At 69.5% G+C, this 16,367-nt stretch carries 17 protein-coding genes, 1 tRNA gene and 1 other RNA gene; 7 read left to right on the top strand and 12 right to left on the bottom strand.

Annotation, left to right across the window (positions count from 1 at the left end):
• Positions 1-38 precede the first annotated feature (38 nt).
• A complete protein-coding gene (locus U0R18_RS16500) occupies positions 39-551 on the top strand; it encodes a hypothetical protein (RefSeq protein ID WP_526370257.1) in 513 nt (170 codons plus the stop codon).
• Here the strand turns inward: U0R18_RS16500 and U0R18_RS16495 are convergent.
• The 5 genes from U0R18_RS16495 to U0R18_RS16475 form a co-directional block, all read right to left on the bottom strand.
• Complete coding sequence (locus U0R18_RS16495; RefSeq protein WP_526370255.1) at positions 544-1,617, bottom strand: S1C family serine protease; 1,074 nt, start codon at positions 1,615-1,617, stop codon at positions 544-546. The genes U0R18_RS16500 and U0R18_RS16495 overlap by 8 nt on opposite strands.
• A gap of 75 nt (positions 1,618-1,692) precedes the next feature.
• Positions 1,693-2,088, bottom strand: coding sequence for a hypothetical protein (locus U0R18_RS16490; protein WP_526370253.1), 396 nt, complete (start codon positions 2,086-2,088; stop codon positions 1,693-1,695).
• Between the two features lie 100 nt (positions 2,089-2,188).
• Positions 2,189-3,277, bottom strand: a complete 1,089-nt coding sequence (locus U0R18_RS16485; RefSeq protein ID WP_526370251.1) for an NAD(P)H-dependent amine dehydrogenase family protein — start codon at positions 3,275-3,277, stop codon at positions 2,189-2,191.
• A gap of 117 nt (positions 3,278-3,394) precedes the next feature.
• Positions 3,395-4,066, bottom strand: coding sequence for a lipid uptake coordinator LucA (lucA, locus tag U0R18_RS16480; RefSeq protein WP_526370249.1), 672 nt, complete (start codon positions 4,064-4,066; stop codon positions 3,395-3,397).
• An 89-nt stretch (positions 4,067-4,155) separates the two neighbouring features.
• Positions 4,156-4,241, bottom strand: a tRNA-Ser gene (locus U0R18_RS16475).
• Positions 4,242-4,321: 80 nt separating this feature from the next.
• Here U0R18_RS16475 and ffs point away from each other — a divergent pair.
• The 3 genes from ffs (at position 4,322) to U0R18_RS16460 (ending at position 7,710) form a co-directional block, all read left to right on the top strand.
• An RNA gene (ffs, locus tag U0R18_RS16470) (signal recognition particle sRNA small type) lies at positions 4,322-4,416 on the top strand.
• Between the two features lie 45 nt (positions 4,417-4,461).
• Positions 4,462-5,757, top strand: a complete 1,296-nt coding sequence (locus U0R18_RS16465) for an aspartate aminotransferase type Ic (RefSeq protein ID WP_526370247.1) — start codon at positions 4,462-4,464, stop codon at positions 5,755-5,757.
• 42 nt (positions 5,758-5,799) lie between these two features.
• Positions 5,800-7,710 (top strand): DNA polymerase III subunits gamma/tau, encoded by a 1,911-nt coding sequence (locus U0R18_RS16460; RefSeq protein ID WP_526370245.1) that lies wholly within the window; start codon positions 5,800-5,802, stop codon positions 7,708-7,710.
• Between the two features lie 26 nt (positions 7,711-7,736).
• On the opposite strand, the gene U0R18_RS16455 is transcribed toward U0R18_RS16460, so the two are convergent.
• The 3 genes from U0R18_RS16455 to U0R18_RS16445 are packed head-to-tail and all read right to left on the bottom strand — an operon-like array spanning position 7,737 to position 11,553.
• Positions 7,737-8,849 carry a GGDEF domain-containing protein gene (locus U0R18_RS16455; RefSeq protein WP_526370243.1) on the bottom strand — a complete coding sequence of 371 codons (1,113 nt, stop codon included), beginning with the start codon at positions 8,847-8,849 and terminating at the stop codon, positions 7,737-7,739.
• Positions 8,846-10,159 carry an SAM-dependent methyltransferase gene (locus U0R18_RS16450; protein WP_526370241.1) on the bottom strand — a complete coding sequence of 438 codons (1,314 nt, stop codon included), beginning with the start codon at positions 10,157-10,159 and terminating at the stop codon, positions 8,846-8,848. The genes U0R18_RS16455 and U0R18_RS16450 overlap by 4 nt, the downstream gene beginning before the upstream one ends.
• Positions 10,156-11,553 (bottom strand): FAD-binding oxidoreductase, encoded by a 1,398-nt coding sequence (locus U0R18_RS16445; protein ID WP_526370239.1) that lies wholly within the window; start codon positions 11,551-11,553, stop codon positions 10,156-10,158. Before U0R18_RS16445 ends, U0R18_RS16450 begins: the two co-directional genes overlap by 4 nt.
• A gap of 87 nt (positions 11,554-11,640) precedes the next feature.
• Between U0R18_RS16445 and U0R18_RS16440 the strand changes: the two genes are divergently transcribed.
• Positions 11,641-12,081 (top strand): SRPBCC family protein, encoded by a 441-nt coding sequence (locus tag U0R18_RS16440; protein ID WP_526370237.1) that lies wholly within the window; start codon positions 11,641-11,643, stop codon positions 12,079-12,081.
• On the opposite strand, the gene U0R18_RS16435 is transcribed toward U0R18_RS16440, so the two are convergent.
• Positions 12,078-12,788 carry an Rv3717 family N-acetylmuramoyl-L-alanine amidase gene (locus U0R18_RS16435; RefSeq protein ID WP_526370453.1) on the bottom strand — a complete coding sequence of 237 codons (711 nt, stop codon included), beginning with the start codon at positions 12,786-12,788 and terminating at the stop codon, positions 12,078-12,080. The genes U0R18_RS16440 and U0R18_RS16435 overlap by 4 nt on opposite strands.
• Positions 12,789-12,935: 147 nt before the next feature.
• Between U0R18_RS16435 and U0R18_RS16430 the strand changes: the two genes are divergently transcribed.
• Positions 12,936-13,262: a YbaB/EbfC family nucleoid-associated protein gene (locus U0R18_RS16430; protein WP_526370235.1), complete on the top strand. Its 327-nt coding sequence runs from the start codon at positions 12,936-12,938 to the stop codon at positions 13,260-13,262.
• Entirely contained in the window at positions 13,263-13,874 is a 612-nt protein-coding gene (recR, locus tag U0R18_RS16425) for a recombination mediator RecR (protein ID WP_526370233.1), read from the top strand.
• Positions 13,875-13,895: 21 nt separating this feature from the next.
• On the opposite strand, the gene U0R18_RS16420 is transcribed toward recR, so the two are convergent.
• The 3 genes from U0R18_RS16420 to U0R18_RS16410 all read right to left on the bottom strand — a co-directional run bounded on the left by U0R18_RS16420 (position 13,896) and on the right by U0R18_RS16410 (position 16,310).
• Positions 13,896-14,219 (bottom strand): hypothetical protein, encoded by a 324-nt coding sequence (locus U0R18_RS16420; RefSeq protein ID WP_526370231.1) that lies wholly within the window; start codon positions 14,217-14,219, stop codon positions 13,896-13,898.
• 39 nt (positions 14,220-14,258) lie between these two features.
• Positions 14,259-14,975 (bottom strand): type 1 glutamine amidotransferase, encoded by a 717-nt coding sequence (locus U0R18_RS16415; protein ID WP_526370229.1) that lies wholly within the window; start codon positions 14,973-14,975, stop codon positions 14,259-14,261.
• A gap of 102 nt (positions 14,976-15,077) precedes the next feature.
• Entirely contained in the window at positions 15,078-16,310 is a 1,233-nt protein-coding gene (locus U0R18_RS16410; protein WP_526370227.1) for a MurT ligase domain-containing protein, read from the bottom strand.
• Positions 16,311-16,367 lie beyond the last annotated feature (57 nt).

Below are 16,367 nucleotides of genomic sequence, written 5' to 3'. Positions count from 1 at the left end.
GTTCCGGCTCCCCCGGCGGGTGGTGTACACAGTTGGGTGTGAAGTTATCGGGGCTTCGGAAGCTGCTCGCCGCGTTGTGCATCGTGGCCATCGCGGTGACGGGTATCGGCGTGGCAATCTTCCTGTTCACGCGGATGGACACCTTGAAGTCCGCGCCGTCCGCGGCGCGCAGCACGCTCGCCGCGCCCGAACCGAAGATGCCGACGCCGCAGGAGTTCGAGGTGGGGGTGCAGGTCACCGCCACGCAGTGCACCGATCAGGGCGTCTGCACCTACACGTACTCGATCCAGCCCAACTACGTCGGCTTCCACCCGCTGCCCGAGCGTGATTTCGCGGTCTTCTACGACATCGAGGGCGGGACGGCGCCGCAGCCGGGCAACTTCACCGTCAGCAGCGGGCAGGCCAGGGTCTACAAGGACGTCACCGTCGAAGGTCCGCCGGGGGCGCAGCTGACGGCCAGGGTCACCGGGATCAGCCCGGTGGCGGGTCCCAAACCCCTGCCCGGTCCGGGCGCCAAGACCGAGGATGTGAGCCCGCAGCCGATCAGCTGACCGGGCCAACCACCAGCGTCACGGCCGCGTTGTGCGGCGCGCCCGCCCGGTCCAGCCAGTTCAGGTCGATGACGTTGCCCGGGTAGCGCTGGTCGAGTAGTCCGGTCAGCGCGTTGGCGGAGTCGATCGGGACACCGTCGATGACGGTGATGACGTCGCCGGGGCGCACGCCGGCCAGGCCGGCCGGCCCGCCCTGCAGTACCGAACGCACCCGCAGACCACCGGGTTCGGATGCGCCGGTGGCGGCGATCCCGATGCCGAGCATCGCCGACGGGCCGATGTGCACGGCCGGGCTGGCGGCGCCGCCGCGGATCTGGCTGGCGATGTCGAGCGCCCGGTTGATCGGGATGGCGAACCCCTCCCCGCCCGGCGTCGAGTCGCCGTCGATGGTGAAGTTCAGGGTCGCGGCCGCGTTCATGCCGACCACTTCGCCGGCACCGTTGACCAGCGCACCGCCCGAGTCCCCTGAGCGCAGGTTGGTCGACGACTGGATCAGCCCGCCCAGACTGTTCTTGGCGCCGGTCAGTTCGTCCTCGGCCGCGATCTCGCGGCTGAGGTTGGTGACCGCGCCGGTCTCATGGGTCATCGGGTTGCCCGAGCCGTTGGCGTTCCCGATCGTGAGCACCGGCTGGCCGATCGCCAGGGAGTTGGAGTCGCCGAGCGGTGCGACCGGCAGGCCCTGCGCGCCGCGCAGTTGCAGCAGCGCAATGTCGTTGGCGCGGTCGTAACCGAGGAGGTCGGCCTCGAAGGTCTGGCCGGTCCCCATGCTGACGGCCTTGATGTCGTTGGCCCCGGCCACCACATGGTGGTTGGTCAGGACCTGGCCGTCGGGTGTCAGCACGATGCCGGCGCCGTTGCCGACGACGCCCTGGAAGTCGACCAGGGTGGTGATCTGCACCAGGCCCGGTTCGACGCGGGCGGCCGCAGTGGACGGGTCCAGCGGCGCGGCCATCGCGGGTGCGAGGTGCGTCAGCGGCGCCGCCAGCAGCATCAGCAGCAGGGCATTGAACACACACAGCACGGCCCGGAGCCGGGCACGGCGGTGCCGGACTGGTTTGTCAGCCATACCTAGCCTCTCGGCGAACTGGGCATTTTCGTTACCGCCCATTCTGCCTGGAGGCCGGCCGGCCGGGATGCGCAGCTACCCGACGGGGCCGAATTGGGGGAACTGGTAGACCCCCTGCGGGAACATCGGAGTCGTGGCCGGCGGAGCCTCCACGGCGCCCTGCTGGGGCATCGAACCCGGTGGCGGTCCCGCCGGCAGTGGTGGCGTACCGGCGACGGCGCCCTGCTGTCCGCTGGATCCCTGCGCCACCGCCGGCGGCGCCACGCACCCGCCGTCATTGGTGATGACGCCGCCGGTGGTGATGCAGCATCCTTCGGGAGAGCGGGCGGTCTTCTTCATGCACGCGTCGTAGGCGCCGACATCCCATTCGCCGTCGGGTGCCCCGAGCGCAGCGGCGGGTTGGCCGAGCGCGCTGATACCGAACGTGACGGCGGCAATCCACAGGATCCGCCGGAGGTGTGAACTTCGCATTGGGCCCCCTGCCCTGAGGTGGGGCGGCTCGGCGCCGGTCGAACGATCGGAGGGGAGTCATCCCCGGTTATCTGATCGATTCAGCCTGCGCCCCGTTCGGTCACCCGGTCAAGGTCCGCTGGACCGGCACGACCCCGCGCGGCAGGATCAGCGGCAGGTCGTTGTAGGTGACGATGCCGGGAGCGGCGGCCACGACGGCCGGGATGGCATTGATCGGCGGCGTCGCGGTCATGATGTGGCCGAGCACCATGAACTCCTCGAGCGTGGTGGCCTCGAAGTCGGGCGGCGGCAGGAAGCCGACCTTCATCGTGACGGTTGGGCGGCCCGCAACCTCGATGACCCAGCCGTCCTGCTCGATCGGCCAGTCCGGCTCCAGGGTCTGACCCTTCTTCCACAGCACGGATATCTCGACCCGCACCTCACCACCGACGACACCCTGCCAGGTCGCATGTACGCCTGCGACGCAGCCCGCCGGAATGGTCCACGATCCCAGGTCGAGATCCTCGGTGGTCTGGGCGTACTCCGCGTCGCAGCGGACCTCGTCGAGTTCGATACCCAGCGCATCGGCGACCATCCGGACGGCCTCGCCGAACACGCCGGTGCCGTGCGCGGTCATCTCGGGCAGTGCGGGGTCGTCGATCGGCCGGCCGAATCCGACCGGCTTCTCGGTCTCGGGGGAGTCGTAGAAGGTGGTGTCGGCGGCTTCGTTGACGGTGATCCGGTCGACGCGGTCGCAGATCCCGGCGGCGACCACGGACAGCTGGTTCACATAGCCGGGGCTGATGCCCGAGCCGAACATCGTCGAGCCGCCCCGGGCGCAGGCATCGGCGATCTTGTCCCGGCCGGCGCCCTGGTTGTGGCCGGTGATGAAGGACGCGGTGGCGACGACGTTGACGCCGGCCTCCAGGATGCGCACCAATTCGTCGACGTCGATCCACATGGGGTTGTAGACCACGACGTCGGGTTTCAGCGCCAGCAGCGCGTCGACGTCGTTGGTGGCGGTGACGCCCAGCGGTGCGATGCCGGCCAGTTCGCCGACGTCGACGCCGGCCTTGTCCGGTGACCAGGCGTAGCAGCCGACCAGTTCGAGGGTGGGGTTGCGGGCGATGGCGGCGACGGAGCTCTTTCCGACGTTGCCGGTGGTCCACTGGACGACGCGATAGACACGGGGATCAGGAGTGTTGAGCACTCGCACAGCATAGGGATTTCAGCGCGGCAGGGCAGCGATTCGGCGAGCGGTGTGGTTCCGCGAGCAACGAGGCCCGGCGGCAATGGAACCTCCGACGTACCGGTCGGCTGACCGGGATCAGTCGCGCGGGAGTTTGGCGGGCCGCTTGTTACGCAGCCCACGGCGCGGCGCCTGCTCGACGAGCTCGAGTTCCTCGGGCGCAGCCGTGTCCTCGTCGGACTCGGTGTCCGGTTCCGGTTCGTCGGTCGCGTCGCCGGACACTTCGTCCGCCTCGTCATCGGCCTCGTCATCGGCGGTGACAACGGCCTCGGCCGGGTCCACCCGCTTCGTCTTCTTGGCCTTCAGCGGCTTCGGCGGCGCCGGCGGTCGCTCGGCGGCGAAGGCCACATAGAACGAGATGGCCGCGAGCACCGCGATGGCGGCGGCCGCTCCGTAGCTGCCGAACAACCACGAACCGGCCCTGTCCAGGCTCAGCCAGATCTCGGAGATGGCCGTCCCGACAACCAGCACGCCGGCGAGAACATGGCCGACGATCGACCAGATGCGCAGGCTCAACGCCAGCTGCGGGGTGCCGAACTCCGGTCGCCGGGTGTGCCGCAGCGTGAAGAACACCGGGAGCGCGGTCAGTGCGAGCACCACGCCGGTGACGATCCGCAGCGCGGTGCCCTGGGCGTGGGAGATGTGCGAACCGGACAGCTCCCACCAGCGGGGCAGGACGAACAGGAAATAGAGTCCGGCCGCCACGACGAACGACACCGCGTGCCAGCTGACCGCAACGCTGCGCCGCATTTCGCTTCCCTCTGACTACTCGTGACTCCGGGGTGCCCGCCGCGAATGTCGAATGTATCGACGTCGTCGGCTGGCACCCCGGACCAGTGCGGAGGATGCGGGATTTGAACCCGCGAGGGCTGTTAACCCAACCCGCGTTCCAGGCGAGCGCCATAGGCCACTAGGCGAATCCTCCGTCGGTCATGTTAGCCGAGTCGCCTGCGAGACCAGAATCACCGGCGCACGGAGCGAGATCCGGGACGGGCTAGACTCGCCGGTGGACCCCGCGCGGCGTCCATCCTGTGAACTCCCCCAGGGCCGGAAGGCAGCAAGGGTCAACGGGCTCTAGCGGGTGCGCGGGGTCCCCTGAATTTCTCCGTTCCCGTACCGGACCGCTGGCTCGGAAAGGCCTCAAGGTGTCGTTCAGTTCCCTCGGCCGCGCCGAACTCCAGGCCGAGCACGACCAGCAGTCCCGCAACTACGCCGAACTGCAGGCCAAGAAGCTCGCGCTGGACCTCACCCGCGGCAAGCCGGCACCGGAACAGCTCGATCTGTCCAACGCCCTGCTGCGGCTGCCCGGTGACGACTACCGCGATTCCGAGGGCACCGACACCCGCAACTACGGCGGCGTGCACGGGCTGCCCGAACTCCGCGAGATCTTCGGTGAGCTGCTCGGGATTCCGGTGCAGAACCTGATCGCCGGCAACAACGCGAGCCTCGAGATGATGCACGACGCCGTCGTGTTCTCCATGCTGCACGGCGCGGTCGACTCGCCGCGGCCGTGGGTGGACGAAGCCCGTGGGGGAACCGGCGTCAAGTTCCTGTGCCCGTCCCCGGGCTACGACCGACACTTCGCCATCACCGAGACCATGGGCATCGAGATGGTCACCGTGCCGCTGCGCGAGGACGGCCCCGACGTCGACCTCGTCGAGGAGCTCGTGGCCGCGGACCCCGCCATCAAGGGCATGTGGTGCGTCCCGGTGTACTCCAACCCGACCGGCGCCACCTACTCCTGGGAGAACACCCGCCGTCTCGTCCAGATGCAAACGGCTGCACCGGATTTCCGCCTCTTCTGGGACAACGCGTACGCCGTGCACACCCTGACGCACGACTTCCCGCGCCAGGTGGACGTGCTGGGCCTGGCGGCCGCTGCGGGAAACCCGAACCGGCCCTATGTGTTCGCGTCCACCTCGAAGATCACCTTCGCGGGCGCCGGCGTCAGCTTCTTCGGCGGTTCGCTGGGCAACATCGCCTGGTACCTGCAGTACGCGGGGAAGAAAACGATCGGGCCGGACAAGGTCAACCAGTTGCGGCACCTGCGCTTCTTCGGCGACGCCGACGGGGTGCGTCTGCAGATGCACCGCCACCAGCAGTTGATCGCGCCGAAGTTCGCTGCCGTCGCCGAGATCCTCGACGCCCGCCTGACCGACTCGAAGGTGGCGTCCTGGACCGACCCGCAGGGCGGCTATTTCATCAGCCTCGACGTGCTTCCCGGTACGGCCAAGCGGACGGTTGCCCTGGCCAAGGATGCGGGCATCGCCGTCACGGAGGCCGGTGCGTCGTTCCCCTACCGGAAAGACCCGGAGGACAAGAACATTCGCATCGCCCCCACCTTCCCGTCGATGCCCGATCTGCGCGCGGCCATCGACGGGCTGGCTACCTGCACCCTGCTGGCCGCGACCGAGGCGCTGCTGGCACTCGATCACGGCTGACGGCCCCGCACCGGTGTCATGCCCTGCCGGTAGCCTGCATCCGTGGCTCTCTACCGCAAGTACCGGCCGGCAACCTTCGCAGAGGTGGTGGGGCAGGAGCACGTCACCGCGCCGCTGTGCACCGCCCTGCAGGCCGGCCGCGTCAACCACGCCTACCTGTTCTCGGGTCCGCGCGGTTGCGGTAAGACCTCATCGGCGCGCATCCTGGCCCGCTCGCTCAACTGCGCGCAGGGCCCGACGTCCACGCCCTGCGGGGTGTGCGAGTCGTGCGTCGCGCTGGCGCCCAACGGGCCGGGCAGTGTGGACGTCACCGAATTGGACGCGGCCAGCCACGGCGGTGTCGACGACACTCGCGAACTGCGCGACCGGGCCTTCTACGCCCCGGCCAGCTCCCGCTACCGCATCTTCATCATCGACGAAGCGCACATGGTCACCACCGCGGGCTTCAACGCGCTGCTCAAGATCGTCGAGGAGCCGCCGGAGCACCTGATCTTCGTGTTCGCCACCACCGAGCCGGAGAAGGTGCTGCCCACCATCCGCTCGCGCACCCACCACTACCCGTTCCGGCTGCTGGCGCCGCGCACCATGCGGGCGCTGATCGGCAGCGTGTGCTCCTCGGAGAACGTCGAGGTGGACGACGCGGTCTACCCGCTGGTGATCCGGGCCGGCGGTGGCTCGCCGCGTGACACGCTCTCGGTGCTCGACCAACTGCTCGCCGGAGCCGAAGGAAACCACGTCTCGTACCAGCGGGCGCTGGCACTGCTGGGCGCCACCGACGTGGCGCTCATCGACGACGCCGTCGAGGCGCTGGCCGCCGGGGATGCCGCGGCGTTGTTCGGTGCGGTGGAGTCGGTGATCGACGCCGGCCACGACCCACGGCGCTTCGCCACCGATCTGTTGGAGCGCTTCCGCGATCTCATTGTGCTGCAAGCGGTTCCGGACGCGGCGGCCCGCGGGGTGGTGGAGGCGCCGGAGGACGAACTGGACAAGATGCGCTCGCAGGCCGAGCGCATCGGCACCGCGACACTCACCCGGTTCGCGGAGGTGGTGCACGCCGGGCTGGGCGAGATGCGCGGCGCGACGGCCCCTCGGCTGCTGCTCGAAGTGGTGTGTGCCCGGCTGCTGCTGCCCTCGGCCAGTGACACCGAATCCGCGCTGCTGCAGCGCGTAGAGCGCATCGAGACACGGCTGGATATGTCGATCCCCGCGGGCGAGGCCGCGGCCGGTGCGGTGCCGCGCGCCCCCAAGCAGTTCGTCCGCAAGACCCAGCAACCCGCGCCGCCGGCCGCCCCGGCCCCCGAGGCCACCCCGGTCCCGGAGGCAACCCTGACGCAGGCACCCCCCCGCAGCGAACCCCCGGTGGCGCAGCCGCCCGCACCGGAGCCCCCGCCCAGCGAGCCGCCCGCCGTGAAGGTGCCACCGCCCCCACCGCCGCCGGCACCCGAGCCCGAGCCCACCCCCGAGCCTGAAACCGCGCCGCCGGCCCCGGCCCCGGGAGCTCCCGATGCCGCGGCGGTGCGCAGCATGTGGACCACGGTGCGCGAGAAGGTCCGTCAGCGGAGCCGCACCACCGAGGTGATGCTCTCCGGGGCCACCGTGCGCGCGGTCGAGGACAACACCCTGGTGCTGATGCACGAGTCCGCGCCGCTGGCGAAACGCCTTGCCGAACAACGCAACTCGGATGTCATCCGCGAGGCCCTGAAGGATGCGCTCGGTGTCGACTGGCGGCTGCGCTGCGAGGTCGGGGTGGCATCGGAACTGCCCGGCGACTCCCCCGCGCTCGCACCATCGGCATCGGGCCCGGCGCACCGCAGCGCCGAGGTCCAGGCCGAGGAGGAGATGCTCGCCGAAGCCGCCGAGGCCGACAGTTCGGACGCGCCGCGGCGCGATCCCGAGGAAGTCGCTCTCGAACTGCTGCAGAGCGAGTTGGGCGCGCGCAAGATCGAGGGCTGACACCACCGGGGTAGTGGGTTACACCGTTATTCGTCGTCGCTCGACGGGAACACCTGCCGCACATGAACGTGTCGAGTGCCGTTGCCGCCGCTGCTCCGAACGGCGTGGGCGGCCTCGGTCGCCACGAGGAGCAGTTGGTCGACCACTTCCTGGGGACTGCAGGAGAGCGCGGGGTCCAGTGCGGTGGTGGCGCAACCGATGCTGGCAGTCAGCGCACGGGCCTCGTCGTTGACCCTGGCCCTGAGCCGTTCGGTCAACGGGCTCGGGTCGACGGTGGTGAACACATCAGCCACCAGGAACTCGGTGTCCCCGCAATGGGCCAGTACGGTGTCGCGGCGGGCCGTCTCCCGCAACCGCCGGGCAATGGCCACCCGCATCGCGCGGCCGTCCCCGGCGCCGCTGAGCTGCGCGGCCACTGCAAAGCTGTCCAGACTGATGACGATGATCGTCAGATAGCGGTCCCCGCTGCGGGCCCGCGTTCCCAGCATCTGCGCGACGCCGTCGTTGAAGGAGTCGCGAGTGAGCAACCCGGTGACGGGCTCGATGGTTCCGATGAAGTGGTCCGTGTCGATCAAGCCGATCAGCGTGCGGGTGATGATCGCGGCGAACGCGGTGACGAGCAGCAGGAGTATCCCGGACGCGATGGCGACATTCAGATCGTCCGGTCGGGAATGTGCCCAGCGCACATGGGCTGCCGTGATGACGACCGCCGCGATGCCGGCGCAGGCGATCAGGGTGCGCAGCGAGAAGAAGACCGCCGCGAACGTCGAGAGCACGACGAAGCCCGCCGTGGAGATCGCGGCGGCCACCGGATTGGGCCAGCACGACGCAAGGAATGCAACGAGTGTGATGCCGGCGCCCAGACACACACCCGCCGCGCGACTGGTCGGCCAGCGTCCACGGACCCACAGCAGGGCCAGGGCGAGGCAGCTGCCGGTGAATGTCAGTGCCATGGCCCAGATCTCCCAGCGCGCCGCACCGATCCCGAGCGCCAGGATCGTCGGCGGCAGCCCACCGAGGATGATCCACCCGGCGACCGTTCGGCAGGTCGTGACCCGCGCGCCGCGCGCGTCCAGCCGGGCCGTGATCCAGTGGTAGTGATCGGGGTGGCGCGGCTCGTACCAGTACGGAGTGCTCAAACCGTCCACCACGGCCGCAGCGGCAACCCCCCGTCGTCGCCGGCGGCGCCGTGCTTGACCGCCAGAACCTGGTGCAGCTGAACGACATCGGTCTCGAAGCCCAGCCGCGACCCGGCCATGTACAGTCCCCAGATCTTGGCCGTGGGCAGGCCCACCTCGGCGACGGCCTGGTCCCAGTGTGCCACCAGATTGGCGCACCAGTCGCGCAGCGTCAGGGCGTAGTGCCGCCGCAGGTTCTCCTCGTGGAGGACTTCGAGCCCGGCGTCCTGGACCTCGGCGATGATCCGGCCGGAGCCGGTGAGCTCCCCGTCGGGGAACACGTAGCGATCTATGAAAGCTCCAGCATCCGGCGTCCTCTTGTTGGACGGGCGGGTGATGCAGTGGTTGAGAAGCAGTGCGCCGGTGCGCATCCGGGACTTCAGGAAGCCGAAATAGGCGGGGTAGTTGGCCACGCCGATGTGTTCGGTCAGCCCGATCGAGGACACGGCGTCGAACCCGGACTCGGCGACGTCGCGGTAGTCGCCGTGGCGGACCTCGGCCAGGCCGTCGAGCCCCTCATCGACGATCTGGCGTTGCGCCCAGCCGGCCTGTTCGGCCGACAGTGTCACCCCGATCGCCCGCACACCGTGGCGTGCGGCGTAGCGCACCATCCCGCCCCAGCCGCAGCCCACGTCGAGCAGGCGGTCGCCCGCCTTCAGCCGCAGCTTCTCGAACACCAGCCGGTACTTGTTGTCCTGGGCCTCCTCGAGGGTGGCGTCCGCACTCGGATAGCACGCGCAGGTATACGTCATCGACGGCCCGAGCACCCATTCGTAGAAGGTGTTGGATACGTCGTAGTGGTGGTGGATGGCCTCGGCGTCACGAGTCCGGCTGTGGCGGAAGCCTTCTGCGATGCGACGCCACCGCGGCAGTGCCTCCTGCGGCGGCGGGGCGATGGGCCTGAGGTGCTCTACGCCGATCGACCGGACGATGTGGGCGAGCATCCGCGCGGGCGGTCGCTTGAACTCCAGATCGTCGGCCATCGCGCGCAGCAGCGGATACGGGTCCCCGGGATGCACACCCTGCATCTCCAGATCCCCGGACACGTAGGCGCGCACCATGCCCAGGTCGCCGGGCGCGGTGGCCAGGTAGGTGGTGCCGCGGGGGGTACGCAGGTCCAGGCCGAGTTCGGCGTCGTCAGGACCGGTGGAACTGCCGTCGTAGGCGGTGAACTTCAGCGGCAATTGGTTGCCGTCGGTGAACACCTCCAGGATTTCGGCGAGGGACAGCTTGCCGGGTTTGAGATCCGGGTGGTCGTCGAACGTGGTCATCGTCGTTGCACCGCCTTCGAATACAGGTCGAGGAACCGGGTTTCGGGGTCGAAGGTCTTCTTGGCTGCGTCGTAGGCCGGCCCGCCGTACAGCGCGTCGAACTCCTCGCGGGAATAGAACGCGTCCGAGTACAGCGACTTGTGCCCGTCGAGTTCGGAGACCTTCGCCTCGATCATGCGATTGGTGTACCCAGGTTCTGGCCCGACCGGCACCGAGGACCAGAAGCCGACGTTGACGTAGGTGTGCGCGGGTCGGATCGGGTAGAGCGGCCAACCGGACGGATCGCGAAGACGCAAGGGGCACAACCAGATCGGTGTGATGGGCACGGTTCCGAGGAACCAGTCGAGGAACTCGGCACATCGCTCGAGGGGTACCTCGATGTCCTGCACGACGCGCTCGCGCGGCGGACGGCCCCGACCGGTCTCGATCCGGTCGGCGATGTTGAACCGCTGGTCGTAGCCGATGAGCTTCCAGTAGAAGCTGCTGCGCCGCAGGCGCCGCGGCCACAGTCGGCGCACCACGGGACGCTGTGCGCCGAACGCCCGCGAGCACCAGAACCAGTCGGTGTCCCACCGCCACAGGTAGTCATGGATGGTCAACCGGTCGCTCTTGGCGGTGCCGTCATGCTGGATCGAGCGGTAGTAGATGTCGCGGCCGGTGTAGTCGCTGACGGGGCCGGGGGTGTCCGTCTTCACGCCCAGGCACAGGTAGGACTCGTCGGCGCTGAATACGACGCCGTCGAGGTAATCCACCCGGTGGCCTGGAATATCCGGGTACCCGCCGGTCTCGATGATGCGGTCCATGGCCGCGAGTAGTTCGTGGATGGCGCCGAACCGCAGATGGGTGAGCGCGACGAAGGGCGCCACCGGCTCCAGCTCGATCTTGAGGCGTACCGAATAGCCAAGTGTCCCATAGGAATTCGGGAAGGTCCGGTACAGCTCGGAGTTGACCGTCGGGGAGGCCGTCAACACCTCGCCGGTGCCGGTGAGGATGTCCATCTCCAACACCGATTCGTGGGGCAGGCCGTTGCGGAAGGAGGTCGACTCGATACCCAGCCCGGTGACGGCGCCGCCCAGCGTGATGGTCTTGAGCTGCGGAACCACCAATGGTGCCAGCCCGTGCGGCAGCGTGGCCGCCACCAGGTCCTCGTAGGTGCACATCCCGGCGACGTCCGCGGTGCGCGCTTCGGCGTCGACCGCGATCACACCGGTGAGCCCGGAGGTGTCCAGGCCGGGTGCGTCGCGTTCGGACCGGGTGCGGAACAGGTTCGAGGTCGGTTTCGCCAGCCGCACCGTTGCCCCGGGGCCGATCGCGCGATAACTGGCCAGCAAGCGCTGCACGCCCGCGCGGTGAGCCCGGGCCGTCGAGGTTGCGTCAGTCTCTCGAACGGACACCCCTCTAAACTAGTCGGCGGGTCCTGCGCGTGCGACCGCACGACGCAGCCGAATCACACATCTTGCGACCGAGGAGTACTGCGAATCATGGGACAGGTCAGTGCGGCCAGCACAGTTCTGATCAACGCCGCACCGGATGCGGTGCTCGCGGCGGTGTCCGACTACCAGACGGTGCGGCCCAAGATCCTGCCGAGCCAGTACAGCGACTACCAGGTGCTGCAGGGCGGCACGGGCGCGGGCACCGTGGCCCGGTGGAAGCTGCAGGCCACCAAGTCACGCGTGCGCGACGTGCAGGCGGGCGTCGACGTGGCGGGCAAGACCGTCATCGAGAAGGACGCCAACTCCTCGATGGTCACCAATTGGACCGTCGCCCCCGCGGGTACCGGGTCGACGGTCACCGTCAGAACCAGCTGGACCGGCGGCAGTGGGGTGAAGGGCTTCTTCGAGAAGACGTTCGCGCCGCTCGGCCTGCGGAAGATCCAGGCGGAGACGCTGGAGAACCTGAAGCGCGAGGTCGAGAAGAGCTAGGCCGTCCGGGCGGGCTGCGTCGCCAGGAACGCCACGATGCCCTTCACCACGGCGTCGGCGTACTTCTGCTGGCCCTCCGGCGTCTTCATCAGCGCCGAATCGGCCGGGTTCTTCATGTTGCCGCACTCGACCAGGACCGACGGATACTGCGCCAGGTTGAGGCCCGCGATATCCGAACGCGCGTCCAGCCCGTTGGTGCCGATGTAGTTGGCGGCTGGAACGCCGGCCGCCACCAATTGGTCGCGCATGGTCTGCGCGAACCGGACCGACGGCCCCGCCTGCACCTGATTCAGCGGCGGGCTCGAATACAACACGTGGAACCCGCGTCCGGTGGCCGGCCCGCCGTCGCCGTGGATGGACACGATCGCGTTGGGCTGCAGTGCGTTGGCCATCTGGGCACGAGCGTCCACGCACGGGCCCGGGCCGGCGTCGTCGCCGCGGGACATCGCGGTGCGCACGCCATACTGCGCGAGCAACTGCCGGATCTTCAGCGTCGTGTCCCACGTGAACGTGTGCTCGGGGTAGCCGTCGTCGGTCGACGTGCCGCTGGCCTGACAGTCCTTGGTGCCGCCGCGGCCGGTGGGCACCTGCCGGCCCATATCGGCCATCGCGGCCTGGTGACCCGGATCGAGGAACACGATCATGCCGGCGATGTTCGCGGGTGCGGCGTGCGCCGGGGCGACCTGGACGGCTGCGGCGACGAACATCGCGGCGGCGACCGGGGCCCCAACACGCAGGCGGACGGGAAGGCTCACGTGCGCCACCGTAGCCCGGTCGCGGTTAGGCTTGGAAGTCCGCAACCGCCGGATCGCTGATGCGCAACCAAGTCGAGACCAACATGCAAGGGGACCGTCATGCAACCCGATAACCAGATCGACATGTCGGCGTTGCTCGCCCAGGCGCAGCAGGTTCAGCAGAAATTGATGCAGGCGCAGCAGGAATTGTCGCGCGCCGAGGTGCACGGGGAGGCCGGCGGCGGCCTGGTCCGGGTCACCATGCACGGCAGCGGCGGCGTCACCGCGGTGCACATCGACCCCAAGGTCATCGACCCGTCGGATCCCGAGACCCTGCAGGACCTGATCGTGGGCGCGCTGTCCGACGCGGCCGCCAAGGCCGCAGAGCTGGCCCAGAACACGCTCGGCCCGCTGGCCGGCGGTATGGGCAACTCGCTGGGCATCTAGGTGTTCGAAGGCCCCGTACAGGATCTGATCGACGAGCTCGGGAAACTGCCCGGGATCGGTCCCAAGAGCGCGCAGCGCATCGCGTTCCACCTGTTGTCGGTGGAGCCGCCCGACATCGACCGGCTCACGGCGGTGCTCGGCCGGGTGCGCGACGGCGTCACCTTCTGTGAGGTGTGCGGCAACGTGTCCGACGCACAGCGCTGCCGCATCTGCGGCGACGCCCGGCGCGACGGGTCGGTGGTGTGCGTGGTCGAGGAGCCCAAGGACGTCCAAGCGGTGGAACGGACCCGGGAGTTCCGCGGTCGCTACCACGTCCTGGGCGGGGCGCTGGATCCACTATCGGGAGTGGGACCCGAACAGCTGCGTATCAGGGAACTCCTGAACCGGATCGGCGAGCGCGTCGACGGCGTCGACATCACCGAGATCATCATCGCCACCGATCCCAACACCGAGGGGGAGGCCACCGCGACGTACCTGGTGCGGATGCTGCGCGACATCCCGGGCCTGACGGTGACGCGGATCGCGTCCGGGCTGCCGATGGGCGGCGACCTCGAATTCGCCGACGAACTCACCCTGGGGCGTGCCCTGGTGGGCCGCCGCGCAATGGCCTGAACCGGTGGATACCGAACCGGTCTAGAACGCTCCGGCGGATTGGCCACCCTGGCTGTAGCCGGGGAAATCGTCCTGGGACTCGTCGCCGGTGCCACCGGCGTGCTCGCCGCCCAGGGTGTAACCGGGCGAGTTGTTCTGCGACTCCATGCCGGTGCCGCCGGCGTGGCCGCCGCCCTCCCAGTAGCCCGGGTAGGTCGACTCCATCGGGTCCGGGGAGTCCGGGTAGATCATGCTGTCACCGGACCCCTTGCCGTCGACGTCGTCGGCGTGGGCGACCGGCAGCAGGATGAGTGCGAATGCGGCGCACGCCGCGGCCAGCGGGGGAAGCGTTGTGATCACTCGCATCTCGCGAATATAGCGGCGACGCCCGCAACGTGCGGGGGTTCAGACCCGTCGTGGCGCGGCCAGTCGTTCGCGGCGCAACCGGTCGACCTCCTCGAGGTTCAGCGGTTCCAGCGGACCCACCACCCTGCTCAACAGATGGTCGGCCAGTTCCGGGTTGCGCGCCAGGCAGCAGCCGTGCAGATAGGTCGCCACCACGCTGCCCTGTACCGCGCCGTCGATGCCGTCGCCCAGACGGTTGCCGGCGCCCTTGGTGACCGCGGCCAGCGGTCGCGCCTGCGGGCCGAGAACCGTTCCGCCGCGGTGGTTCTCGAATCCGGTCAGCGGCTGGGTGAGCCCCTCGATCAGCGGGTTGGCGGCCACCTCGCCGATGGTCCGCGACTCCTGTGGGGAGGTGGTCACGTCGAGCAGTCCGACCCCGTCCACCCGTTCGCCCGCCGAGGTCTCGTACCAGTGCCCGAGGACCTGGATGGCCGCGCAGATCGCCAGCACCGGAGCACCGCGCGCGGCCGCCGACTGCAGACCGGGATAGCGGATCAGATGCTTGGTGGCCAGTCGCTGCGCGTAGTCCTCGGCCCCACCCAGCGTGTAGAGGTCCAGTGAGTCCGGCACCGGGTCGGCCAGGGTGATCTCGACGATCTCGGCGGGGATGCCCCGTAACCGCAGGCGCTGCCGCAGCACCACCGCGTTGCCGCTGTCGCCGTAGGTGCCCATGACGTCGGGCAGTACCAAGCCGATCCGCACCGCGCTGACGGCCATTACACCGCCTCCTCCTCATCGCTTCGCTCTGCATCGTCGGCGCTGGCGGCCATTACACCGCCTCCTCCTCATCGCTTCGCTCTGCATCGTCGGCGCTGGCGGTCACGGGAGCCGCCGGTTCAGTTGCAGGAACGCGGTGTAGTTGGCGACCACCTCGACTCGCCCCGGCGGGCAGGAGGCGATGGCCGCCATGGTGTCGTGCACCAGCGTGTGCTCGACGTCGGCATAGCCCAGCCGGACCGCGAGGTCGGTGCCGCGTTCCCCGGCGGCGACGACGGGGCCGGTGTGCTTCCCTACGCTGAAGTGTTCGAAGTTCACGTCCCACAGCCAGGACAGGTCCTCGCCGTCGGGTACCTGACCGTTGACGGAGATCACCACCCCGGCGGCGGTGGTGTCGACCATCGACAGGGCCTCCTGCCAGCCGGCCGGATTCTTGGCCAGCAGGATCCGGACCGCGTGCGGGCCGACCTGCACCGTGCGATAGCGTCCGGCCACTTCGTCGACCGCAGCGGCCGCGGCGACGGCCTGCGCGGGGTCGGCCCCCATGGTCACGGCGGCCGCGACGGCCTGTGCGGCGTTGCCGCGGTTGACCGCGCCCGGCAGCGACAGTGTCATGGGCAGGGACAGGCCGTCGGGTCCGTGCAGATCGGCGTCGTCGAACCACCACTGCGGCTCGGGCCGCTCGAAGTCGGTCCCGGTCGAGTACCAACGGACCCCGTCCCGCACGATCACCTCGCCGCTGCGCGGGCAGCTGACCGAATCGCCGGCCCAGCCGCCGCCGGCGGCCACCCACACCACATTGGGACAGTCGTAGGCGGCCGAGGTCATCAGAACGTCGTCGCAGTTGGCGACGATGGTGGCATCGGGATGCCGGGCCAGGCCGGCCCGCAGTGTGCGCTCGATGTGGTTGATCTCACCGACGCGATCCAGCTGATCGCGGGACAGGTTCAACAGCACGACCACCTCCGCGCCCACCGCGTCCATCACGTGCGGCACGTGCATCTCGTCGACCTCGAGCGCCGCGTAGCCCGCGTCCCGGTCGGCGGCCAGCGCCGCGATCAGGCCGGCGTCCATGTTCGAGCCCTCGGTGTTGGAGGCCACCGGGCCCAGCGTGCGCAGCGCGGCCGCGGTCATCCGGGTGGTGGTGGACTTGCCGTTCGTGCCGGTCACGACGACGGAACGGCGGCCCGTCCCGAGCTGACCCAGGATCGATTTGTCCAGGGTCATGGCGACCAGGCCGCCGATCATCGAGCCGGCGCCGCGCCCGGTCAGCCGGGAGGCCCAGCGTGCCGCGGAGCCTGCGGCCAGGGCGGCGCGTCCACGGGCGGTGATCACCCGGGCAGTCTAATTCGGCGTCGGGACTCGCCGCGGCGCGGTGAGGGCCGGTTTGTC

Origin of the sequence: Mycobacterium sp., from assembly GCF_046330795.1 — a bacterium.
Lineage (GTDB): Bacteria > Actinomycetota > Actinomycetes > Mycobacteriales > Mycobacteriaceae > Mycobacterium.
This window is presented reverse-complemented; position numbering and strand designations above follow the sequence as displayed.

What these genes read in the sequence shown, in the direction of transcription:
- U0R18_RS16440 (WP_526370237.1), top strand. Translation starts at nt 11,641, where the DNA reads ATGGGACAGGTCAGTGCGGCCAGCACAGTTCTGATCAACGCCGCACCG.
- U0R18_RS16435 (WP_526370453.1), bottom strand. Translation starts at nt 12,788, where the DNA reads ATGTTCGTCGCCGCAGCCGTCCAGGTCGCCCCGGCGCACGCCGCACCC.
- U0R18_RS16420 (WP_526370231.1), bottom strand. Translation starts at nt 14,219, where the DNA reads ATGCGAGTGATCACAACGCTTCCCCCGCTGGCCGCGGCGTGCGCCGCA.
- U0R18_RS16490 (WP_526370253.1), bottom strand. Translation starts at nt 2,088, where the DNA reads ATGCGAAGTTCACACCTCCGGCGGATCCTGTGGATTGCCGCCGTCACG.
- U0R18_RS16450 (WP_526370241.1), bottom strand. Translation starts at nt 10,159, where the DNA reads ATGACCACGTTCGACGACCACCCGGATCTCAAACCCGGCAAGCTGTCC.
- lucA (WP_526370249.1), bottom strand. Translation starts at nt 4,066, where the DNA reads ATGCGGCGCAGCGTTGCGGTCAGCTGGCACGCGGTGTCGTTCGTCGTG.
- U0R18_RS16430 (WP_526370235.1), top strand. Translation starts at nt 12,936, where the DNA reads ATGCAACCCGATAACCAGATCGACATGTCGGCGTTGCTCGCCCAGGCG.
- U0R18_RS16415 (WP_526370229.1), bottom strand. Translation starts at nt 14,975, where the DNA reads ATGGCCGTCAGCGCGGTGCGGATCGGCTTGGTACTGCCCGACGTCATG.
- U0R18_RS16495 (WP_526370255.1), bottom strand. Translation starts at nt 1,617, where the DNA reads ATGGCTGACAAACCAGTCCGGCACCGCCGTGCCCGGCTCCGGGCCGTG.